The sequence below is a fragment of the Microbacterium aerolatum genome, from assembly GCF_007988825.1.
GTDB classification, from domain to species: Bacteria; Actinomycetota; Actinomycetes; order Actinomycetales; family Microbacteriaceae; genus Microbacterium; species Microbacterium aerolatum.
This window is the reverse complement of sequence record NZ_BJUW01000001.1, coordinates 32254-54398: the sequence shown is the minus strand read 5'-3', so window position 1 is coordinate 54398 and position 22145 is coordinate 32254. Positions and strand designations below refer to the sequence as shown.

At 68.5% G+C, this 22145-nt stretch carries 24 protein-coding genes and 1 tRNA gene; 6 read left to right on the top strand and 19 right to left on the bottom strand.

All coding sequences use genetic code 11. The features are described 5' to 3' along the window. Positions 1-4: 4 nt before the first annotated feature. On the bottom strand, positions 5-952 hold the full coding sequence (locus MAE01_RS00265) for a methylenetetrahydrofolate reductase (RefSeq protein WP_147037555.1): 948 nt from the start codon (positions 950-952) through the stop codon (positions 5-7). A gap of 121 nt (positions 953-1073) precedes the next feature. Between MAE01_RS00265 and MAE01_RS00260 the strand changes: the two genes are divergently transcribed. After that, entirely contained in the window at positions 1074-2936 is a 1863-nt protein-coding gene (locus MAE01_RS00260; RefSeq protein WP_147037554.1) for a S9 family peptidase, read from the top strand. A gap of 36 nt (positions 2937-2972) precedes the next feature. Here the strand turns inward: MAE01_RS00260 and smpB are convergent, their stop codons facing one another. From smpB to prfB, 4 genes are all read right to left on the bottom strand, one after another. After that, entirely contained in the window at positions 2973-3449 is a 477-nt protein-coding gene (gene smpB, locus MAE01_RS00255; protein ID WP_147037553.1) for an SsrA-binding protein SmpB, read from the bottom strand. 75 nt (positions 3450-3524) lie between these two features. Then, a complete protein-coding gene (gene ftsX, locus MAE01_RS00250) occupies positions 3525-4436 on the bottom strand; it encodes a permease-like cell division protein FtsX (RefSeq protein WP_147037552.1) in 912 nt (303 codons plus the stop codon). Next, complete coding sequence (gene ftsE, locus MAE01_RS00245; RefSeq protein WP_147037551.1) at positions 4433-5404, bottom strand: cell division ATP-binding protein FtsE; 972 nt, start codon at positions 5402-5404, stop codon at positions 4433-4435. Before ftsE ends, ftsX begins: the two co-directional genes overlap by 4 nt. 57 nt (positions 5405-5461) lie before the next feature. Continuing rightward, on the bottom strand, positions 5462-6571 hold the full coding sequence (gene prfB, locus MAE01_RS00240) for a peptide chain release factor 2 (protein ID WP_147037550.1): 1110 nt from the start codon (positions 6569-6571) through the stop codon (positions 5462-5464). Positions 6572-6688: 117 nt separating this feature from the next. Here prfB and MAE01_RS00235 point away from each other — a divergent pair, with 117 nt between their 5' ends. Then, positions 6689-7912: an MFS transporter gene (locus MAE01_RS00235; RefSeq protein ID WP_147037893.1), complete on the top strand. Its 1224-nt coding sequence runs from the start codon at positions 6689-6691 to the stop codon at positions 7910-7912. Between the two features lie 12 nt (positions 7913-7924). Here MAE01_RS00235 and MAE01_RS00230 read toward each other — a convergent pair whose 3' ends face one another. From MAE01_RS00230 to MAE01_RS00200, 7 genes are read right to left on the bottom strand one after another with little or no spacing between them, the layout of a single operon-like run. Beyond that, a complete protein-coding gene (locus MAE01_RS00230) occupies positions 7925-8344 on the bottom strand; it encodes a pilus assembly protein TadG-related protein (RefSeq protein ID WP_147037549.1) in 420 nt (139 codons plus the stop codon). After that, entirely contained in the window at positions 8341-8796 is a 456-nt protein-coding gene (locus MAE01_RS00225) for a TadE family protein (protein WP_147037548.1), read from the bottom strand. Before MAE01_RS00225 ends, MAE01_RS00230 begins: the two co-directional genes overlap by 4 nt. Next, positions 8765-9160 (bottom strand): TadE/TadG family type IV pilus assembly protein, encoded by a 396-nt coding sequence (locus tag MAE01_RS00220; protein WP_147037547.1) that lies wholly within the window; start codon positions 9158-9160, stop codon positions 8765-8767. The genes MAE01_RS00225 and MAE01_RS00220 overlap by 32 nt, the downstream gene beginning before the upstream one ends. Before the next feature lies 1 nt (position 9161). After that, a complete protein-coding gene (locus tag MAE01_RS00215; protein ID WP_147037546.1) occupies positions 9162-9359 on the bottom strand; it encodes a hypothetical protein in 198 nt (65 codons plus the stop codon). A 36-nt stretch (positions 9360-9395) separates the two neighbouring features. Then, positions 9396-10334: a type II secretion system F family protein gene (locus MAE01_RS00210; RefSeq protein ID WP_147037545.1), complete on the bottom strand. Its 939-nt coding sequence runs from the start codon at positions 10332-10334 to the stop codon at positions 9396-9398. Beyond that, positions 10331-11191, bottom strand: coding sequence for a type II secretion system F family protein (locus tag MAE01_RS00205; protein WP_147037544.1), 861 nt, complete (start codon positions 11189-11191; stop codon positions 10331-10333). Before MAE01_RS00205 ends, MAE01_RS00210 begins: the two co-directional genes overlap by 4 nt. Continuing rightward, on the bottom strand, positions 11188-12330 hold the full coding sequence (locus tag MAE01_RS00200; RefSeq protein WP_147037543.1) for a TadA family conjugal transfer-associated ATPase: 1143 nt from the start codon (positions 12328-12330) through the stop codon (positions 11188-11190). Before MAE01_RS00200 ends, MAE01_RS00205 begins: the two co-directional genes overlap by 4 nt. 131 nt (positions 12331-12461) lie before the next feature. On the opposite strand from MAE01_RS00200, the gene MAE01_RS00195 reads away from it, so the two are divergent. Next, positions 12462-12543: transfer RNA gene (locus MAE01_RS00195), tRNA-Leu, on the top strand. 43 nt (positions 12544-12586) lie between these two features. Continuing rightward, the gene (locus MAE01_RS00190; RefSeq protein WP_147037542.1) at positions 12587-13345 is read left to right on the top strand and encodes a DedA family protein; all 759 of its coding nucleotides are present in this window, start codon (positions 12587-12589) and stop codon (positions 13343-13345) included. Between the two features lie 15 nt (positions 13346-13360). On the opposite strand, the gene ku is transcribed toward MAE01_RS00190, so the two are convergent. Continuing rightward, positions 13361-14170: a non-homologous end joining protein Ku gene (gene ku / locus MAE01_RS00185; protein ID WP_147037541.1), complete on the bottom strand. Its 810-nt coding sequence runs from the start codon at positions 14168-14170 to the stop codon at positions 13361-13363. 60 nt (positions 14171-14230) lie between these two features. Here ku and MAE01_RS00180 point away from each other — a divergent pair, with 60 nt between their 5' ends. Continuing rightward, complete coding sequence (locus MAE01_RS00180; protein WP_147037540.1) at positions 14231-16672, top strand: ATP-dependent DNA ligase; 2442 nt, start codon at positions 14231-14233, stop codon at positions 16670-16672. Positions 16673-16691: 19 nt separating this feature from the next. Here the strand turns inward: MAE01_RS00180 and MAE01_RS00175 are convergent, their stop codons facing one another. From MAE01_RS00175 to murI, 5 genes are all read right to left on the bottom strand, one after another. Next, entirely contained in the window at positions 16692-17057 is a 366-nt protein-coding gene (locus MAE01_RS00175; RefSeq protein ID WP_147037539.1) for a nuclear transport factor 2 family protein, read from the bottom strand. Between the two features lie 52 nt (positions 17058-17109). Then, a complete protein-coding gene (locus MAE01_RS00170; protein WP_147037538.1) occupies positions 17110-18021 on the bottom strand; it encodes a cation diffusion facilitator family transporter in 912 nt (303 codons plus the stop codon). Between the two features lie 193 nt (positions 18022-18214). Further along, positions 18215-18808 (bottom strand): RdgB/HAM1 family non-canonical purine NTP pyrophosphatase, encoded by a 594-nt coding sequence (gene rdgB / locus MAE01_RS00165; protein ID WP_147037537.1) that lies wholly within the window; start codon positions 18806-18808, stop codon positions 18215-18217. Next, entirely contained in the window at positions 18805-19545 is a 741-nt protein-coding gene (gene rph, locus MAE01_RS00160; protein WP_147037536.1) for a ribonuclease PH, read from the bottom strand. Before rph ends, rdgB begins: the two co-directional genes overlap by 4 nt. Continuing rightward, positions 19538-20407 carry a glutamate racemase gene (gene murI, locus MAE01_RS00155; protein WP_147037535.1) on the bottom strand — a complete coding sequence of 290 codons (870 nt, stop codon included), beginning with the start codon at positions 20405-20407 and terminating at the stop codon, positions 19538-19540. The genes rph and murI overlap by 8 nt, the downstream gene beginning before the upstream one ends. 73 nt (positions 20408-20480) lie before the next feature. On the opposite strand from murI, the gene MAE01_RS00150 reads away from it, so the two are divergent. Beyond that, entirely contained in the window at positions 20481-21824 is a 1344-nt protein-coding gene (locus tag MAE01_RS00150) for a nicotinate phosphoribosyltransferase (RefSeq protein WP_147037534.1), read from the top strand. Between the two features lie 36 nt (positions 21825-21860). Here MAE01_RS00150 and MAE01_RS00145 read toward each other — a convergent pair whose 3' ends face one another. Beyond that, entirely contained in the window at positions 21861-22127 is a 267-nt protein-coding gene (locus tag MAE01_RS00145; protein ID WP_147037533.1) for a DUF3039 domain-containing protein, read from the bottom strand. Positions 22128-22145 lie beyond the last annotated feature (18 nt).

The window sequence follows — 22145 nt, the reverse complement described above, 5'->3', positions numbered from 1 at the left end:
GGATCTACGAACGCAACGCGGGCAGGAGGCCCGCCTCGGCGAGGACGGTGAGCACGGTGTCGTGCTGGTTGAACGCGTACAGGTGCACGCCGGGGGCACCGGCTGCCACGACCTCCCTGGTGAGACGAGCGGCCCACTCGATGCCGATCTCACGTCGTCCCTCGGCTGTCGGCTCGATCTCCAGTGCGATGGCGAGTTCGCTCGGCAGGTCCTCCCCCGTGAGCTCGAGTACGCGCGCGAGCCGCGCCGGCGATGTGATCGGCATGATGCCGGGGAGGATCGGGATCGTCACCCCGGCCGCACGGGCGCGCTCGACGAACGCGGAGTAGTCGTCCGGGTGGAAGAACAGCTGTGTGATCGCGAAGGTCGCGCCGGCCGCCTGCTTGGCCAGAAGCGCCTCGACATCCTGCGTGCGGTGCGTCGCGCGCGGGTGCCCTTTCGGGAAGGCGGCGACGGCGATGTTGACGTGGCGGCGGCTGGTGATGCGCGCGGCGCCCGGAAGCCCGGGTATCGGCGTTTCCTCGTACGGCGCGCACTCGGCCTGCACACGACCGATCAGCTGCACGAGCTGCGCCGAGGTCTCCAGGTCGCCCAGGAACGGCTCGGTCTGGCCGGCAGGCGGATCGCCCCGAAGGGCGAGAAAGCTGAGGATGCCGGCATCCAGGAACTCGCGGATGAGCGCGGCGGCCCCGGCGTAGGTGTTGCCGACGCAGGTGAGATGCGCGAGCGGTTCGACGTAGGTGTTCTCGCGGATGAATCGGAGCACCTCGAGCGAGCGACCGCCCGTCGATCCTCCCGCGCCGTAGGTGACCGAGATGAAGTCGGGGCCGGCATCCGCGAGTCGGCGGATGGTCTCGTGCAGCGCGTCCTCGCCCGAGGCGGAGCGCGGCGGATACAGCTCGAAGGAGAAGGGCACGCGCGAGCTGTCGAGCGTCGCGGACTCGGGTGGCATCTCTCTCCTGACAAGTGGGCTGGCCACGACGCTAGAGCGCGCGTGCATCGGCCGCACCATCTGTGACCGCATGTGTACCCGTGTGACGTCGTGTGTCGGACGGCGCGCATAGGCTCGAGTCATGCCTCAGCCGTACGGAACCTCGCCCTATGGAACATGGCCCTCGCCGTTCGCCGCCGCCGACATCGCGTCCTCCGCGCCACGCATTGACGGCGCCCGGTTCGTCGGCGTCGAGGTCTGGTGGGGCGAGTCGGTGCCGGCAGAGGGCGGTCGCGTCACCGTGCGGAGCTCCTCCGGCGACGTGCTGCTGCCGGAACCGTGGAGCGCGCGCTCTCGCGTGCACGAGTACGGTGGCGGAGCGTGGACTGCGGATGACGATGGGACGCTGTTCTTCGTCGACGCCGGCGATCAGCGGGTGTACCGGATGCCGCGCGGCGGCGAACCCGTCGCTCTGACTGCGCCGGGGCCGAACCACGGCGGCCTGCGGCAGCAGCACGGGCGCCTGTTCGCCGTCCGGGAGGATCTCACCGTCGAGCCGCATCGGCGATCGATCGTCGAGATCCCCACCGGCGGCGGCGACGCGAGCGTGATCGTCGCGACGTCCGGCTTCGTCGCACATCCCGCCCTCTCCCCCGACGGCGAACGCATCGCCTGGGTGCAGTGGAGCGACCGGCACATGCCGTGGCAGCTCGCACAGCTGCACGTGGCCGCTCTCGGCGGGGACACGATCGCGTCCACTCCGACTCGCGCGGCGCTGCAGCCGGAGTGGCTGAGCGACACAGAACTCGTGTACGCCGACGACCAGGACGGACGATGGCAGCTGCAGCGGATCGTCCTGGACGGGCTCGATCGTGTGTCCGAGGCCGACGCGCTGACATCCACCGACGCCGACACCGGCTACGGGCTGTGGGTGCTCGGCAACCGCTGGTACCAGCCGCTCGCCGACGGCCGCATCGTCGCGGTCCGCACGAACGGCTCGGACGAGGTCGTGGTGATCGGCCCTGGTGAGGCGATGCGGACTCTCGATGTCCCCGCCACCGCCCACGTCAGCGTCGACGACACCCGCGGCACGCGAGTCCTGCTGTCGGGCGGAGGCACGGGCGTCAGTGCCGGGCTCTGGAACGTGGACGTCGACTCGGGTGCGGTCACTCGCGTTCGCGGCGGAACCCCCGCGGACCCTGCGTGGATGCCGCCCGCGGCTCAGCTCACGATCGACGGCGCCCATGGACCGGTGCACGCTTTCGACTACGCACCGGCGAATCCCGACTCGTCCGCCCCCGAAGGGGAGCTGCCGCCGTACATCGTGTTCGTCCACGGCGGGCCGACCGCCCACGTCGCCGGCGCAGCATCGGCAGCCATCGCCTTCTACACGAGTCGCGGCATCGGCGTGCTCGACGTCAATTACGGCGGATCGACCGGGTACGGCCGCGAGTACCGCGAGCGACTCGACGGGCAGTGGGGCGTCGTCGACGTCGACGACGTGCTCGCCGCCGCGCGCGGCCTGGCGGAATCCGGTCGCGCCGACCCCGCACGGATCGCGATCCGCGGCGGATCGGCAGGAGGCTGGACCGTGCTGTCGGCTCTGGTCCGTGGCGGAGTGTTCGCCGCTGGCATCAGCCGATACGGCGTGACCGACCTGCGGATGCTGGCGCAGGACTCGCACGACTTCGAGAAGCACTACATCGACGGGCTCGTCGGACCGCTGCCCGAAGCCGAGCAGGTGTACATCGATCGCTCGCCGCTCACGCACGTGGAGCGGATCGACGTGCCGGTCCTGCTGCTGCAGGGCGAGGACGACCGGGTCGTGCCGCCGTCGCAGTCAGAGGCGATCCGCGACGCGCTGGCGGCACGCGGCATCCCGCACGAATACGTGCTGTATCCGGGTGAGGGCCACGGCTTCCGCCGGGCGGAGACGATCGTCGACGCGCTGGAGCGGGAACTGGCGTTCCTCGGCCGTGCGTTCGGCTTCACTTCGACTCGCTGAAGCTCGCTCAGTACAAGCACACCGTCGGAGTAGGCGCTACTCCCCCACGCGGTTGCGCAGACGCATAGCGCGCTCGGCCTCGCGGGTGTCCTGACGCTCGCGGAGCGTCTGGCGCTTGTCGTACTCGCGCTTGCCCTTCGCCAGGGCGATCTCGACCTTCGCGCGCCCGTCGAGGAAGTAGAGCTTGAGCGGCACGAGCGTGTAGCCGCCGGCCGAGACGGCGTGCTCGAGCTTGTGGATCTCCTCGCGGTGCATCAGGAGTTTGCGGATGCGCTTGGCGGAGTGGTTGGTCCAGTGTCCCTGCGAGTACTCCGGGATGTGCACGGAATCGAGGAAGATCTCGTTTCCCTTGATGAAGGCGTACCCGTCCGACAGGTTCGCGCGTCCCTGGCGCAGCGACTTCACCTCGGTGCCGGTGAGCACCATCCCCGCCTCGTACGACTTCTCGATGTTGTAGTCGTGACGGGCGCGACGATTGGTCGCGATGACCTTCTCCCCGCGTTCCCTTGGCATGTCTGTCTCCTGTGCATCCTGTCGTACGGCCAGCCCTCCACCCTACCCTTCGACAGGCTCAGGGACCGACACGACTTAGGTACGCAGCCAGCGACGGATCGCGAAGCCGGCCGAGAGTGCGGCGAGGACGACGCCGATCGCGATGAGGATCGGCACGACGACGAAGGCGTCCTGCATGCTCACCCACGTGGTGATAAACGGCACGCGCCCCTTGAGGTAGCCGTCGACGCCGAAGTGCATGCCGAGGATCACCGCGCCGCTCGCGAGCGCGGACCCGAGGAATGCGGCGAACACGCCCTCGAGCACGAACGGCGTCTGGATGAAGCGGTTCGATGCGCCCACCAAGCGCATGATCCCGATCTCCTTGCGGCGCGCATACGCCGACAGACGGATGGTCGTCGCGATCAGGAGCACCGCGGCGATGAGCATGAGCACGGCGATGCCGACGGCGATGTAGGTGGCGACCGTCAGCGCCGAGAACAGCGGGTCCAGGTACTGGAGCTGATCGCGCACCTCCTCGACGCCGGCGACACCGGAGAACGCCTCGACGATGACCTGGGACTGCGTCGGGTCCTTGAGCGTGACGTAGAAGCTCTCCGACATCTGCTCCTCGGTGAGGACGCTCGCCTGCTCGCCGAGCAGATCGGTGATGTTGGCGTACGCCTCTTCCTTGGTCTCGAACCGCAGATTGCTGATCAGCGAGCCCAGCGCGTCGCCCTCGAGCTCGCCCTTGACCTGATCGCGCTGGTCCTCGGTGGCCGCGCCGTCGAGACAGGTCTCGGCCGTCGAGACGGTGGAGCACATCGAGACCGACACCTGAGCGCGCTCGGTCCAGTAGCCGCGCATCGTGCTGATCTGCCCCTGCATGAGGATCGCAGCGCCGACGAAGGTCAGTGAGACGAAGGTCACGAGCACGACGGAGATCACCATCGAGATGTTGCGACGAAGGCCTCCGAGGGCCTCCATCAGGATCAGTCCCACCCTCACGAGGTCGGCCCCACTTCCTCGTCGTCATCGGCCGCGGACAGTCCGAGACGATCGGCGACGCCGAGCTCGGCGACATCGACCTCGGGCAGGAGGACCGGATGAGTGCGAGGAGTGGCCGGCTCCGCCGGCGGTTGCGCGTCTCGTGCGGCCTTCATCGACGCGATCATGTCGGCGGTGAGCGGCTGGAGCGACTCGGTCTGCCGCTGCACCTCCTGCACGGCCGTGAGCGCGGCCGTCGCGGCGGCTCCCCGCTCCTGCTCGGGAGCCAGTTGCGGGATCATCGAACGATCGCCGTAGCCGCCGTGCGTCTCGTCGCGCACCATCTCGCCGTTCTTGAGTTCGATGACCCGGCGCTGCATCTGGTCGACGAAGGCCGCCTCGTGCGTCGCCATCAGCACCGTGGTACCGCCGGCGTTGATACGCGCGAGCAGCTGCATGATATCGACCGAGGTCGCGGGGTCGAGGTTTCCGGTGGGCTCATCGGCGAGCAGCACCTGCGGGCGGTTCACGAGCGCCCGCGCGATCGCGACGCGCTGCTGCTCACCGCCGGACAGCTCGTGCGGCATCCGCTTCTCTTTGCCCTCGAGGCCCACCAGGGCGAGGGCCTCCGGAACGGCCTGCTGCACGAAGCCGCGCGAGGAGCCCGTCACCTGAAGCGTGAACGCGACATTCTGGAACACCGTCTTGGACGACAGCAGCCGGAAGTCCTGGAAGACCGAGCCGATGTGGCGGCGGAAATACGGCACCTTCCGGTTCGCGAGCGATCGCAGGTCGCGTCCGAGGACGGCGACGCGACCGGTGGTGGGCACATCTTCGCGGAGAATCAGCCGGAGACAGGAGGACTTTCCCGACCCGGATGCCCCGACGAGGAAGACGAATTCGCCCCGCTGGACTTCGAAGTCGACACCGGCGAGAGCCGGCCTCTTCGTGCCGCGGTAGCGCTTGGTGACGTTTTCGAACCGAATCATGGCCTTATGAGCCTAAGCGCGGGTTCGCGCCTGGCCGCGAGCGACACCCGGAGGGTGTCAGTCCTCGTCGGGGCGCTTGCGCCAGCGGATGCCGGCCGAGATGAAGTCGTCGAGATCGCCGTCGAACACCGCTGCCGGGTTGCCGGACTCATGGCCGGTGCGGAGGTCCTTCACCAGCTGCTGGCCGTACAGGAAGTAGGAGCGCATCTGGTCGCCCCAGCTCGCGGTGATGTTGCCCGCGAGCTCCTTCTTCTTCGCAGCCTCTTCCTCCTTCTGCAGCAGCAGCAGGCGGGTCTGCAGAACGCGCATGGCGGCGGCGCGGTTCTGGATCTGCGACTTCTCGTTCTGCATCGACACGACGATGCCGGTGGGAAGGTGCGTCAGGCGCACGGCGGAGTCGGTCGTGTTGACCGACTGCCCGCCGGGGCCGGAGGAGCGGAAGACGTCGACCCGGATGTCGTTCTCGGGGATGTCTACCTCGGTGGCCTCTTCCATCAGCGGGATGACCTCGACGGCGGCAAAGCTCGTCTGGCGCTTGTCGGCGGAACCGAACGGGCTGATGCGTGCCAGGCGGTGGGTGCCGGCCTCGACCGAGAGCGTGCCGAAGGCATACGGCGCGTCGATCTCGAAGGTCGCGGACTTGATGCCGGCGCCCTCCGCATAGGACGTGTCCATCACCTTGACGGGATACTTGTGCTGCTCGGCCCAGCGCAGATACATGCGCATGAGCATCTCGGCGAAATCGGTCGCGTCGTCGCCACCGGCACCGGAGCGGATCGTGATGATCGCGCTTCGGTCATCGTACTCGCCATCGAGCAGCGTCTGGACCTCGAGCTGGCTCAGCACGTCGGTGAGGGCGGCGAGCTCGGCGCGCGCTTCGGCAGCGGAGTCCTCGTCCTCCATCTCGTTGGCGAGGTCGATCAGGACCTCGAGGTCGTCGAGACGCTGGCCGATGTCGTTCACGCGCTTGAGCTCGGCTTGCTTGTGGCTGAGTGCGCTGGTGACCTTCTGCGCCTTCTCCGGGTCGTCCCAGAGATCGGGTGCGCCGGCCTCTTCGCTGAGCCGGGCGATGTCCGTCTGGAGTCGCGTGATGTCGACGACCTCGCTGATGTCGCCGTATGTGTGCCTGAGCGCCTGAATTTCGGCGGAGAGATCGAGTTCGAGCATGACGACTCAGCCTATCGCGGATCGGCTGATAGATGCGGCCGGGAAAGGCCGAGGGAGATCCGGAGTAGCGTGGCGGGAGTGAGCAGTGCGTCGACGGTCCTGAGACAGTTCGGGCCGATGGTCTACCTGCCCACCATCCTCTTCTCGATGGGCGAGGGCGCGGTCATCCCGCTGATCCCGGTCATAGCGGCGAACATGGGCGCCGACGTCGCGGCGGCAGCGCTGGTCGCCTCCGCCCTCGTCATCGGTCAGCTGTGCGGCAATCTGCCCGCCGGCTGGGCGGTCGCACGGATCGGCGAGCGATTCACGATGGTGATCGCCGGCGTCATCTCGATGATCGCCGTCGTCGGCATGGTTCTGGCGCCGGTGATCGCCGTGTTCGCGGCATCCGTCTTCCTGCTCGGGTTCTGCGCGGCGGCCTTCGGGCTCGCGCGCCACGCGTTCATGACGACACGCGTGCCGTTGGAGTTCCGCGCCCGCTCTCTGTCGCTGCTGGGCGGGAGTTTCCGCCTCGGCATCTTCGTCGGTCCGTTCGTCACCGCCGCCCTGCTGCAGGTCTTCGGCGACGAGCACGCCGCGACCTGGTTCTTCCTGGGCTGCCTCGTCGTCATGGTGCTGCTGGTGCTGTTCGGTCCCGACCCGGAGAAGACCAATCCCCCGGTCGTGAACCACTCCCCGCTCGCCGAGGACTCCGGCGAGGCCGTGAGCGGATCGATCCCCACGTTCGAACGGGTCGGGATCTTCCGCACGATGTGGCGCTTCCGCGGTGTGCTGCGACGGCTCGGGCTGGCCGCGGCATCCCTCTCGGCAGTGCGCTCCGCACGTCAGGTGGTCCTGCCGCTGTGGGGCGTCTCGCTCGGACTCGACGCGCAGACCATCGCGCTCGTCGTCGGCGTCTCCGGCGCCATCGACTTCGCGCTGTTCTACGCCAGCGGTCAGGTCATGGACCGCTTCGGCAGGCTCTGGGCGGCGATGCCGGCGATGGTGCTGATGGGCACCGGGTTCCTCGTACTCTCGGTCACCCACGACGGCGAGGCGGCCGTGCTGTGGTTCGGGATGCTCGCGGCGGTGCTCGGTGTCGGGAACGGCCTCTCCAGCGGCATCCTGCTCACACTCGGCGCCGACGTCGCACCGGCGCAGGACCCGGCACCGTTCCTGGGGTCGTGGCGAACGCTGACGGATGCCGGCGGCGCCGCAGCTCCCCTCATCGTCTCCGGCGTGACAGCGATCGCCTCGCTGTCAGTGGCATCGGCTGTGGTGGGCGTGATCGGCCTGCTGGGGGCGACGGGGTTCATCCGCTGGATCCCGCGGTTCAGTCCGCGCCGCAGCCCCGGCGACTGACGGCCACCGCGCTCAGCGGAGCGCGGTGCGGCTGGTCGCCGTCGCCTCGAGATCGACGCCCGCTGGCACGAAGGCGGAGACGAGCGGCGGATGCCATCGGGTCGTGACGGTCACCTGAGCGGAGACTCCGTCTGGCGCGGATGCCGACACCAGCCGGGCACCTGACGCCATCGCCGAGACGATCGCGGCGGCCTGATTCTGCACGCCGTCGTCGGTCAGTTCGGCGCGCACGCCATCGCCCTCCACGACGAGAGTGAATCCATCGGCTCCGGCGAGCGCCGCGGCATCCGCCAGAGAATCCAGACGCTTCTGGGCGATGTACAGGTCGGTGGCGCACGTGCAGACGAAGACCACCGCGATGGCCAGCACGACATAGCCCAGAAGAAGCGGAAGGATGCTGCCCTCGTCATCGCGGCGCACGTGACCGATCATCCCGCGCCCCACAGCCGGGAGACCTTCTGAGCGGCAGCGGCCTGCAGGGGGATCTGCGTGGCGCGATCGAGGCCGAAGATCTCGGGGACGAACGGCAGCGACACGTGAGTGCTGACGGTGATGATCACCGTCGCCCCGGCGGATGGGCACTCGCTTCCGGCCGGAGTGCAGGTCATGGAGACATCGACGTTCTCGGCATCCATGCCGTACTCCTCGATCACGCTGGCCAGCACCGCATCCCCGCGCTCGGCGGCGGCCCCCGCATCCTCGGCCTGACCGATCACCCGAGCAGTGTGCCGAGCTGCGGCCTCCGCACCGAGGAGCGTCTCCTGCACAGAGCCGAGCGTGATCACGAGGTAGGCCAGCGGTACGAGCAGGATCACACCGACCGTGATGAACTCCAGCGCGGCCGAGCCCTCGTCATTCCTCGCCCAGCGATTCCATCGGCGCATCCGCATCCACCTCCAGCGCGTACGGGATCCCGAGCAGTCCGATGATCGGCAGGGTGGCGCGGACCGTCACCACAGCCGTCGGATATCCGAGCCGGTCGCTCTGCGTGACCGCGACGTCGCCGGCGAACGAGTCTCCGACGGCTCTGCTGATCGCCAGCCGGGTCCGATCGGCGCCGTCCTCCAGCGCCGTGTCGGCCAGCGCCGCATAGTGGGCGCCTTCGACGGCGGCATCATGGACGACGTTGCGCACGTACACGGCGAAACCCAGCTGAAGGACGGCGAGGGTGAGCGTGGTCAGCAGTGCACCGACGAGGACGAAGTCCACCGGACTCGACCCGCGATCGTCGCCTGCCCGCCCGCGCATGTCAGAGTCCGGACACCCTCGATATGGCCTGTTCGAACAGCCCGGTCAGCGCGGGGCCGGCCACGGCCCAGATCACGACCACGAGTCCTGCGGTCATCAGCGTCACGAGAACCCAGCCAGGGACATCTCCGGTGTCGTCGTCGACGAACTCTCGCGCATCTGCGGTGAGGCCGTCCCACCAGCTTCGTAGTCGCTTCATGATCAATCCTTTCTTCGGTACGGTCGGTCGATTCGGTCAGCCCAGCCCGAGCTGCAGGATGAACATTCCCGGGAAGACGGCAAAGAGTACGGACAACGGCAGGATCAGGAAGACCAGCGGCAGCATCATGAGGATCTCGCGGCGGCCGGCCTGTTCGATCAGCGAGCGCTTGGCGTCCTCACGCGCGTCGGCCGCCTGCGCGTGGAGCACGGCCGCGAGCGGCGCTCCGTGCTCGAGCGCGGCGGTGATCTGGTCCACGGCGCGAGACAGCCCTGGCTGTCGAAGCCGCGAAGCCATCTCACCCAGCGCGTCCGCCAGCGGCGATCCGGTGCCGACAGCGAGCACGACCTGGCGCAGTTCCTCGGTGAGCTCGCCCGAACCGATCGCGGCGACGCGCCGCAACGCGTCGAGGAAGCCCTCCCCTGCCGACAGGCACAGAGCGAGGAACTCCAGGGTCGTCGGCAGCTCGTCACTGAGGCGCGCGAGGCGCGCTTTCACGCGAGTGCTGAGTACGACGTCGACGGCCATGGCCGCGCCGACCCCCAGCAGCACCGGCAGTACGGCTCCCGGCGGTGTCATGCGCCCGGTGATGGCGAGGATGATGACCAGCACGCTGCCCACTGCGAATCCGCCGAGCGCCCAGCCCAGCTGTCGCGCGCGGAACGCGGCGGGTTCATCATCTGTTCCAGCCTGCGCGAGGCGCAGCGCCAGCGCATCGTTGTCGCCGAGGCCGCCCAGCATTCGCACGCGCACGCGCTGCCACAACGAAGAGGCATCGACCGGGAGCACACCCGGATCGGGCAGGATTCCCGACGGCAGCGCGGCGTCCTCCACCGCGTCACGGATGTACGGGGCGATGCGCGCGGTCAACGATGCCGCCCGCCACCGCGGTGCCGTCGCGAGAATGCATATGATGCCGGCGCCGAACAGACCGCCCAGCAGGATCGCGATCGCGGCATCCGTCGCCAGCGTCACGCGAACCACCGCCGCGGCTCGGGAAGGCGGCCGATGCGGACCATGATGCGGAATGCGATCACCGAGACGATCACGCCGCCGATGATCACCATGACGCCCTCCGGGCTCGCGTACGCCTGGGCGCCCTCAGGGCGAAGCGCGAGCAGCGCGAGGATCACCCAGGGTGCGACCACGCCCAGCACGGCCGCCCCGCGGATCCAGGACTGCTTGGCCTCGATCTCTCCCCGCAGCGTCGCGTCTGCCCGCACCGATGAGGAGAGCGCGCGCAGCACGCCGGTGAGCTCGGTGCCGCCGACCTGGCGCGCCATCTTCAGGGCCTCGATGATCCGGTCGGCGATCGGATCGGCGAGCGTGGTCTTGAGCCTGTCGATACTGGTCTCGAACCGTCCGGTGGCGCGAAGATCGCGGGCGAAGACGACGAACGCCGGGCGCACGGCCGCGGGCGCCGAATCGGCCAGACTCGCGACGGCATCCGGAAGGGAGAGCCCGACCCTGATCGCCGCCACGAGCAGATCACACACGTCCGGCCACATCTGACGCCTGGCCTTGAGAAGGCGCAGCCGCCGCGCGCGCAGGAAAGCGATCGGCGCGGCGCCGGCGGCTAGCGCGGCGAGCACTGCCAGCACCGGGATGCCGGTGATCAGCCACGCGACTGCGGCGGCGAGAAGCGCGAGGACGAGCATCACGGCGATCACCCTGTGCCGCTCGACGGATGCGAGACCCGCCTCGTCCATGAGCCGGGTGAGCCGGTCGTCGCGACGCTCCTGGCGCTCGACACGCTCGCGCGCCGGCCACAGCCATGGCGATGCGCACAGCAGGAGTCCTGCCGCGAGCGCCGCTCCCAGCAGCAGCGTCATGTGCGCGGCTCCGCACGGTACACCGGGCGGGTGATGATGCGCCCTTCGACGATCTCGCCGGTCGGGGCGATGATCTCTTCCACGAACCGGTTGCCCGCCGCGTCGCGGGCGCAGTGCACGACGAGCGACACGGAGGCGGCGAGCGCCGGCGCGATGAAGGACCGATCGATGTTGCGACCGGCCAGCAGCGGCAGGATGGTGAGCTTCTCCAGCGCCTCGACCGCCGAGTTCGCGTGCACGGTTCCAGCGCCAGGGACGCCCGTGTTCAGCGCGAGCACGAGATCGAGCGCCTCGGCATCGCGCACCTCGCCGACGACCAGCCGATCGGGGCGCATGCGCAGCGCCTCCTTCACGAGCCTGCGCAGCGTGATCTCCCCGGTGCCCTCGAGGCTCGCCTGCCTGCCCTGAAGCGCGACGAGGTCTGGGCCGTCCACCGCGAGCTCGAACGTCTCCTCCACCGTGACGATGCGCTGCGCGTCGGCGCAGGACGCCAGCAGCGCTCCGAGCAGAGTAGTCTTGCCCGCGTGCGTCGCGCCGGACACGATGACGCTCATCCCGTCGCGCATCGCGCGGCGCAGCATCCCGGCGACCTCCTCGGGCATCGAGCCGAGCGTGACCAGCGCGTCCAGCGTGCGGTACCCCGGCAGGAACTTCCTGATGTTGACCGCCCAGGAGCCCCGCACGACATCCGCGATCGCGACGTGCAGGCGCGACCCGTCGGGAAGCGACGCATCGACGAAGGGCTGGCTGATGTCGACGCGGCGACCGGTGGCCTGCAGCATCCGCTCGACGAGGTCGCGCACCATGGCATCCGTCAGTGCGAGCGGGATCCGTTCGGAGACGCCGTCGCGCGCGATGAACACGCGGTCGGGGCCGTTCAGCCAGATCTCCTCGATGCTGGGGTCATCCAGAAGCGGCTGCAGCGCGCCGAATCCGCTGACCGACGCCAGCACGTCCCGCACGCAGGCTGACTCGTCGTCGATCATCGTGTCGCCGCGCGAAAGCGCGAGGTCGTTGTGCCGTCTCACCTCGGCCTGGGCGATCCGGCGCGCTTCGTCGGGAGCGAGCGTCGGATCGGTGCGCTCGGCGCGCAGCCGTTGCCGCACGCGCTCGGCGACGAGGAGGGACGGCTGGCTCACCCCGGCATCCTCGCAAGAATCCGGAACGGACCTCGGAAGTTATCCACAGCCGAGTTCGGGGTTCCCGTAATCGTGGCACTGGAATCCCGTGCTGTCACGCAAGCGGGCGCGCATCTAGACTGAATGCGCCGGCGGGAGTGGTGGAATTGGCAGACACGCAGGATTTAGGTTCCTGTGCCTCACGGCGTGTGGGTTCAAGTCCCACCTTCCGCACTGACGACAGCACCATCTGGCCATTTCTGTTCGACAGGAAACCATGCATCACATCGCACTCATCCCCTGGCTCGACCCCGAGGTGATCATCGGCGCGGCCGGCCCCTGGGCGCTTCTGGTGGTGTGCTTCATCGTCTTCGCCGAGACCGGGCTCCTGGTCGGCTTCCTGCTCCCCGGCGACACCCTGCTCGTGATCTCCGGTCTCCTGACGCACACCAGCGACGTGTTCGGCGTGAACATCTGGATGGTGTCGCTGCTGATCGCCCTCGCCGCGTTCGTCGGAGGCGAGGTCGGCTACCTGATCGGCCACAAAGGCGGCCCGGCCGTGTTCGAGCGCAAGGAATCAGGGCTGTTCAGCCGCAAGAACGTCGAGCGCACGAACGCGTTCTTCGAACGCTACGGCGGTCTCACCGTGATCCTCGCGCGCTTCGTCCCCATCGTCCGCACGTTCGCTCCGGTGGCCGCGGGCGTCGGTCATATGCCGTGGAAGAGATACAGCCTCTACAACTTCCTCGGAGCCGTGCTGTGGGGCTTCGGGCTGACGATGCTCGGTTACCTGATCGCCTTCATCCCGTGGGTCGCGCACCTGGTGACCGAGTACATCGACATCATCCTGCTCGCCGCGGTGGGCGGTACCGCGCTCATCACCCTCTGGCACTACTTCTCCGAGCGTCACAAGGTGAAGAAGGCGCTCGCCGCCGGTGGCGACCCCGAAACGGATGCTGCCGAGGCCGACGAACTCACCCTCGATCGCGAAGTGTTCGAGCGGGCGCCCGACGTCGATGGCGACGGCAAGCATTAGCCATCGGGTGCCGTCTCACCCGGCATCCTTCTTCTTCGCCCGCGACTTCTCCACGCTCGCCTTGAGCGCCTCCATAAGGTCGATGACCTCGCCGCCCTTGCCCTCGGCTTCGCCCTCTTCGGCGAAGGTCTCGGCGACGTCGAACGTGTCCCCTGCTTCGATCTTCGCGTCGATGAGGGTGCGGAGCTCCTTCTGGTACTCGTCCACGAACGATTCGGGGTCGAAGTCGCTGGCGTAGCTGTCGACCAGGCTCGCGGAGAGTTCGAGCTCCTTCTTGGAGATCTTCACGTCTTCGTCGAGGGACTCGAAGGATGCCTCGCGCACCTCGTCGGCCCACAGCAGCGTCTGCAGCACCAGCACGTCTCCTCGCACGCGGAGAGCGGCGAGCCTGGTCTTCTGCCGAAGGGTGAAGCGCACGATCGCGGTGCGGTCGGTCTGCTCGAGCGTCTTGCGCAGCAGCACGTACGCCTTCGGCGATTTCGAATCCGGCTCCAGATAGTAGGCCTTATCGAGCGTCAGAAGATCGACCTGCTCGCTCGGCACGAACTCGACGACGTCGATCTCCCGGCTGCGCTCTGCAGGCAGCGCGTCGAGGTCGTCCTTGGTGAGCACCACCATCTGCCCGTCGTCCTCGTAGGCGCGGTCGATGTTGGAGTACGCGATCACCTGACCGCAGATCTCGCAGGTGCGCTTGTAACGGATGCGCCCGCCGTCCTCATCGTGCACCTGGTGCAGCGGCACATCGTGATCCTCGGTGGCGGAGTACACCTTCACCGGCACGTTCACCAGCCCGAACGTCAGGGCACCCTTCCAGATCGACCTCATGCCACCAGTAGACACCGCAAGGGCCATCGAGCGACAGGGGGTTGCCGTTACTCTGGCGACATGCCAGCAGCAGCACAGATGGTCGAGGTCGGCGGCAGGCGTCTGCGCGTGACGAACCTCGACAAGGTGCTGTACCCCGAGACCGGAACGACCAAGGGCGAGGTGATCGCCTATTACACCCGGGTCGCCCCGCGGATGCTGCCGCTGCTCGCCGATCGTCCCGTGACGCGCAAACGCTGGGTCGAGGGCGTGGGAACGTCGGATGCTCCGGGCGAGGCGTTCTTCGCGAAGCAGCTGGAGCGCGGTGCACCGGAGTGGGTGCGCCGCCTGCCGATCGAGCACTCCGGCGGCGCGAAGGAGTATCCGATCGTCGATGACCTGCCCACCCTCGTGTGGATGGCACAGGTCGCCAGCATCGAGCTGCACGTGCCGCAGTGGCGATTCGGACCTGACGGCGAACGCCGCAATCCCGACCGGCTCGTGCTCGACCTCGATCCAGGTCCCGGTGCCGATCTAGCGCTGTGCGCGCACGTGGCCAGACTCGCACGCGAGATCCTCGGCGACATCGGATTGGACCCTGTACCGGTCACGAGCGGCAGCAAGGGCATCCATCTGTACGCCCGACTCGACGGCAAGCAGACCAGCGACCAGGCCTCCGCGATCGCCCGCGAGCTCGCCCGAGCCATCGAGACCGACCACCCGGACATCGCCACCGGCACCATGTCGAAATCGGTGCGCGGCGGCAAGGTCTTCATCGACTGGAGCCAGAACAACGGCTCGAAGACCACGATCTCGCCGTACTCCCTGCGCGGCAGGCTCCAGCCGACGGCGGCCGCGCCGCGCACGTGGGATGAGCTCGACGATCCCGAACTGCGTCACCTCTCCTTCGACGAGGTCGCCGCCCGCGTCGAGGAAGGCCTCGACCCGTTCGCGGACTTCATGCCGTCATCCGCCGATACCGCACTCGCTTCGTACCGCGCCAAACGAGACGCGGCCAAGACGCCGGAGCCCGTCCCGGAACGGACGTCCGTCTCAGCGGCCGGCGCGCTTCCCCGCTTCGTCATCCAGGAGCACCACGCCAGCCGGCTGCATTTCGATCTGCGCATCGAGCACGACGGGGTGCTGGTGAGCTGGGCGGTGCCGAAGGGTGTGCCGGAGTCCCCCGCGCGCAACCGCCTGGCGGTGATGACCGAACCGCACCCGCTGGAGTACCTCACGTTCCACGGAGAGATCCCGCGCGGGGAGTACGGCGCCGGCACCATGACGATCTGGGATACCGGAACCGTCGAGCTCGAGAAGTGGCGAGACGATGAGGTCATCGGCACGTTCACCGGCGCGGGCCCTCTCGGCCGCGCCCGGCTGGCGCTGATCCGCACCGAGGGCTCCGGCGAGAAGTCGTCCTGGCTGCTGCACCGCATGAAGGATCAGCAGCAGTCGCATCCGGCACCCGCGCGTCGCGCTCCTGCACCGGCAGATCCCCGCGCCGCGGACGCGGCCGCCGAACCCACCGCCGTGACCGACGACGACACGGCCACCACCGACGGCGCGATGCGCCCGATGCTCGCCGAGTCGGGCACCCCCGGGCTTGCGCGTGCACTGCGCGACCCGTGGAGCGAGATCAAATGGGACGGCATCCGTGCCCTCGGCACCTGGCGGGACGGCCGCCTGCGTCTGCATGCGCGCAGCGGCACCGACATCACGGCTCGCTATCCCGAGCTCACCGCCGACGGCGCCCCGCACTTCGCCGCAGGAGAGGCGATCGTCGACGGCGAGATCATCGCACTGGATTCCTCGGGGCGTCCGAGCTTCGGACGGCTCCAGCGCCGCATGCACCTCACCAAGGCGCGCGAGATCGAGCGCGAAGTCGTGCGTACTCCGATCGCGTACCACCTGTTCGATCTGCTCCGCCTCGACGGCCACGACCTCACCGGCATGCCGCTGCGGGACCGCCGCACTCTGCTCGAGACGCTCGGCGAGAGCGCAGACCGCCCGGTGGTCGTTCCCCCGGTCTTCGACGATCTGGATGCGGCGATGGAGACCAGCCGAGCCCTCGAGCTCGAGGGCGTGGTGGTCAAGGCATCCGGATCGAGGTATCGCCCCGGCATCCGCTCGGGTGACTGGCTGAAGATCAAGCACACCCGCACTCAGGAGGTCGCGATCGCCGGCATCCGCCCCGGCAGGGGCAACCGCGCGGGGACGTTCGGCTCCCTGCTCCTCGGGGTGCCGGATGCCGACGGGACGCTCCGCTACGTCGGCAGAGTCGGATCGGGCTTCGACGACCGGATGCTGCGCGACCTGCTCGCGCGGCTCGAACCGCTGCGCACCGACGAGAACCCGCTGGAGGGCGTGCCAGCCCCGGATGCGCGCGACGCGCTGTGGGTGCTCCCCGAGCTGGTCGGGGAAGTCGAGTTCAGCGAATGGACCTCGGACGGCTCGTTGCGTCATCCGCGCTGGCGCGGGCTGCGCCCCGACAAGTCGGTCGCGGACATCGTCGTCGAGTGATTCCGACAGGGCCGAGCGCTCAGTGCTGCGTCGACGTCTGCTGGTACACCGCCAACCGCACGCCGTGAGCGGTTCGGAGGTAGGTGCTCGCCATCATCGCCTCGAACGGCTCGGCATCCGCCGTGCGTGACGCGACACCGCGGTACACCAGGACCGCCGCATCCGCTCCGATCTGGATCAGACGGGGCTCCTCGATCCGGTAGTCATCCCACACGGGTGCCGCGGCGAGCGCCTCGACCACCTGATGGCGGGTCATCACCGAACCGTTGGCGAGGATCATCACGCCGTCCGCTGTCATCAGGTCGCCGTAGACCTGCGCCCCCGATCCGTCGCACAGCGATTGCCACCCGTGAATCTCGATCTGCAGAAGCTCTTCGATATCCATGTGACCACGATACGAAGCCCTGCGCCCCGTTCACCAGGGCCCTCGCGCGAATCTAGGCGTGGCTCTCGGTGCACTCCGCCTGGCCGTCGGGCTCGAGCTGGAATGTGGAGTGCGCGACGTCGAAGTGGTCGGTGAGGCATCCCTGCAGCTTCTCGAGGAGCGCGCCGGTGCGTCCCTCTGCGAACACCGCCGGGTCGACGCCGACATGCGCGGTGAACACCGGAGCGCCACGGGTGAGCTGCCACACGTGCACGTCGTGCACGCTGGTCACGCCGTCGAAGCCGAGCAGATGGTCGCGGATCTCGCTGACGTGCGTGTCCTTCGGTGCCGATTCGGCGAGCACCGAGAACACCTCGCGCAGCAGCGTGATCGCGCGTGGGATGATCATGACGGCGATGAACAGCGACGCGATGGCATCCGCCGGCATCCATCCGGTCACGACGATGACGATGGCGGCGACGATCACCGCGGCCGAGCCGATCATGTCGCCGAGTACCTCGAGGTACGCGCCGCGCACGTTGATGTTCGTCTTCTGCGCCGAGCTCAGCAGCCACATCGCGATGGCGTTCGCGAGAAGACCGACGATGGCCACGAGCAGCATGAGAGGTCCTGCGACCTCGGTGTCGGCGGGCTCGACCAGGCGGCGTACGCCCTCGATCCCAACGCTGACCGACAGCACGATGAGGATGATCGCGTTGACCAGTGCCCCCAGCACCTCGGCCCGCTGATACCCGAAGGTGCGGCGGTCATCGGCGGGACGCGCGGCGACGGCGGTCGCGATGAGGGCGATCACGAGCGCAGACGCGTCCGTGAACATGTGCGCGGCGTCGGCCAGCAGAGCGAGCGACCCGGTGAGGATCGCACCAACGACCTGCACCACCATGATTGTCGCGGTCAGGCACAGCGAGATCGTCAGCAGTCGGCGGCTGCCAGCCCCTCGAATCCCGTGCGCATGATCGTGCATGCTTCCAGGCTACGAGTGAAAGCGGCCGTCAGAGGCCATTTCCACCTGTCGGGAAGGGTAACGATTCTCAGTAGCGCCCTGCGACGACGACCCGCGGCGTCGGCCGCGCGATGCGGTATTCATTCGGTCGGCTCTGATCGCCCTTGACCGACCGAAATCATCCAGCATGTGCGGGCCGCGCCGCGCGCGAGAGCTAGAGCGTCTTCAGAAGAGGAACGAACGCCTCGAACGCCCGCGCGCGGTGCGACTGCGACTGCTTCTCGTCGTTCGACAGCTCCGCTGAGGTGCGCTCGGCACCGTCGGGCTGGCCGTCGGGGATGAAGATCGGGTCGTATCCGAAGCCGTTCGCGCCGGCTGGAGACAGCGCCACACGTCCCGGCCACACCCCGGCCACCGTCTGCTCGGTACCATCCGGCGTGACCAGCGCGATCGTCGAGACGAACTGTGCGGCGCGGTGGGGGTCGGCGATGTCGGCGAGCTGATCCAGCAGCAGCTCGAGGTTGGCCGTGGCATCCTTCTTCTGCCCCGCCCAGTAGGCGGAGAAGATGCCCGGCGAACCGCCGAGCACGTCGACGCAGATTCCCGAATCGTCGGCGAACGCCGCGAGTCCGGTGTGGGCAGCGGCGGCGCGCGCCTTGATCAGCGCGTTCTCCGCGAACGTGACGCCGTCCTCGACCGGCTCAGGACCGTCGTAACCGACGACCTCGAGGTCGGGGCGAGTCATCGCTACGATCTGCTGGAACTCCGCGACCTTGTGCGGGTTGTGCGTGGCGAGGACGACCCTCATCGCTCGGCCGCCAGGGCGGCGAGCTGCAGCTCCTTCAGATCCGCGCAGCCTGCGACACCGAGGTCGAGCAGCGCGTCGAGCTCGCGCTTGTCGAACGGCGCTCCCTCGGCCGTCCCCTGCACTTCGACGAAGAGGCCGCGGCCGGTGACGACGATGTTCATGTCGGTCTCGGCACGCACGTCCTCGACGTACGGCAGGTCGAGCATCGGCTCGCCGTCGATGATGCCGACTGAAACGGCTGCCACGGAGTCGATCAGCGGGGTGGCGTTCTTTCCGATGAACTTCTTCTCACGGCCCCACTCGATCGCGTCGGCGAGCGCGACGTACGCGCCCGTGATCGCGGCGGTGCGGGTGCCGCCGTCCGCCTGCAGCACGTCGCAGTCGATGACGATGGTGTTCTCGCCGAGCGCCTTGGTGTCGACGACAGCGCGCAGCGCACGGCCGATCAGGCGGGAGATCTCATGCGTGCGACCACCGATGCGCCCCTTGACGCTCTCGCGGTCGTTGCGGCTGTTCGTCGCCCGCGGCAGCATCGCGTACTCCGCGGTCACCCAGCCCTTGCCCTTGCCGGTGAGCCAGCGCGGGACGCCGTTGGTGAAGGATGCCGTGCACAGCACCTTCGTGCCGCCGAAGCTGATCAGCGCCGACCCCTCGGCGTTCGCGCTCCAGCCGCGCTCGATCGTGATCTCACGGAGCTGATCGGTGGCGCGGCCGTCCGCGCGGACGATGTCAGACATGGGTTCCCTTCGGGTCGGATGCCGTGTTGTCGGCGAGTTCGGAAAGATCCGGAAGCGTGATTACGCCGGTCTGCACGTGCTGCACGTCACGCACCTCGGCGCCCATGAGCCGGTTAGCCAGCGCCGTGAACTCCTCGGTGGACTCCCCCGTGGCCTCATAGACGTAGGTGGCCCTGGCGTCAGGCGGAGCGAGCAGGTCGCCGCGCGTCAGTTGCCGATACACATCGCCGGCGGTCTCGTCGTCGCTGGAGACCAGCGAGACGCCCTCCCCCATCACGTAGCTGATCGCGCCGCGCAGGAACGGGTAGTGCGTGCATCCGAGTACGAGCGTGTCGACATCGGCCTCGCGCAACGGTGCGAGGTACTCCTCCGCGGTCTCGAGGACCTCGCGGGTTCCGGTCACGCCGGCCTCGACGAACTCGACGAAGCGCGGGCACGCCGCAGTGAAGACCTCGAGCTGCTCGTTGACCTCGAGCATGTCCTGGTAGGCGCGCGATCCGATCGTGCCGACCGTGCCGATGACGCCGACCCGGCCGTTGCGAGTGGTCGAGACGGCACGGCGGACGGCCGGTCCGATGACTTCGACGACCGGCACGTCGTAGCGCTCGCGCGCGTCGCGCAGCATCGCGGCGGATGCCGTGTTGCACGCGATGACGAGCATCTTCACGCCCTGGTCGACGAGGGTGTCGAGTACTTCGAGCGAGTACCGCCGGACGTCGGCGATCGGCTTGGGACCGTAAGGCGAGTGGAGCGAGTCTCCGATGTAGACGAAGGATTCCCTCGGCAGCTGGGCGCGGATCGCGCGTGCCACGGTGAGTCCGCCGACACCGGAGTCGAAGATGCCGATCGGTGCCGCGTTCATGACTCACCAGCCTACCCTTCCCGGTCATCGAGACTGTCGAAATGCCGAGGGAGCCCGACAGTAAGCTGAGCGCATGACCTCGTCGACGGCGCTGCTCACCGACCGCTACGAACTCACCATGCTGGCCGCGGCACTGCGCGACGGCACAGCCGCACGACCGAGCGTGTTCGAGCTCTTCGCCCGCCGTCTCTCCGGTGGCCGCCGGTTCGGTGTCGTCGCCGGCACGGGCCGTCTGCTGTCGCTGCTGCGCGACTTCCGGTTCGGCGAGGACGAGCTGCGTTTCCTTCGCGACAACCACGTGGTGGATGCCGAGACGCTGACGTATCTGGAGAACTACCGGTTCACCGGATCGATCCACGGTTACCGCGAGGGTGAGCTGTACTTCCCCGGCTCCCCCATCCTCACCGTCGAGGGTTCCTTCGCCGACGCCGTCGTGCTCGAGACGATCGCCCTGAGCGTGATGAACCACGACTCCGCCGTCGCGACCGCCGCATCACGGATGAGCATCGCCGCCGGCGAGCGCCCACTGTCCGAGATGGGCTCGCGGCGTGCCGCCGAGATGTCGGCGGTTGCCGCGGCGCGGGCCGCCTACATCGCCGGCTTCGGCGCGACGAGCAACCTCGAGGCCGGCCGCCGGTGGGACATCCCGACGATGGGCACCGCCGCGCACTCGTGGACGCTGCTGCACGAGACCGAGGAGGACGCCTTCCGGGCGCAGATCGACAGTCTCGGCGTCGACACCACGCTGCTGGTGGACACCTACGACATCCGCGAGGGCGTCGCCACCGCCATCCGTGTCGCAGGCACGGACCTCGGCGGCGTGCGCCTGGACTCCGGAGACCTCCCGACCGTGGCGGCGGCCGTGCGCGAGCACCTCGACGAGCTGGGCGCCCGGAACACGAAGATCACCGTCACGAGCGACCTCGACGAATACGCGATCGCGGCGCTTGCGGCATCCCCCGTCGACTTCTACGGCGTCGGCACCTCCGTCGTCACCGGTTCCGGGTATCCGACGGCAGGCATGGTCTACAAGCTCGTAGCTCGGCAGGATGCCGGCGGCGGCTGGGTCGCGGTCGCGAAGGCCTCCACCGACAAGGGCTCAAAGGGCGGCCGGAAGGCCGCGTTCCGCACGCTGCGCGATGGTGTCGCGACAGCGGAGACGGTCGTCGTCTCCGACGGATTCGAAGAGCTGGGGACCGCCGCCGAGCACCCCGGCTCCCGGCCACTGCAGGTCACGCTCGTCGACGGCGGCGAGATCGACAGCTCATACGAGGGTGCGGCCGGCACGGCATCCGCGCGCGAGCATCACCTGCACGTGCGGGAGGAGCTCCCGGTTCGCGCGCTCGCGCTGAGCAAGTCGGATCCTGCGATCCCGACTCTTTTCGTCGATGCCCCGCAGGGTCCGACCGGTCCCTGAGCCTGTCGAAGGGTCGTCGATCAGGAGTGACGGCCGTCAGCCGACCATCGACTCGTAGATCTCCTTGCAGGTCGGGCAGATCGGAAACTTCTCCGGGTCGCGCCCCGGGGTCCATTTCTTGCCGCACAGGGCACGCACCGGCTTGCCGGTGATCGCGGACTCGAGGATCTTGTCCTTCTTCACGTAGTGCGAGAAGCGCTCGTGGTCGCCAGGCTCGACATTCTCTTCCTTGAGAAGTTCTTCCAGTTCACGATCAAGCGTTGCCACGCCGCCCTGATCGGGGCTGTCCAGCGGAGTACTCATGCGCTGAGTCTATCCGCC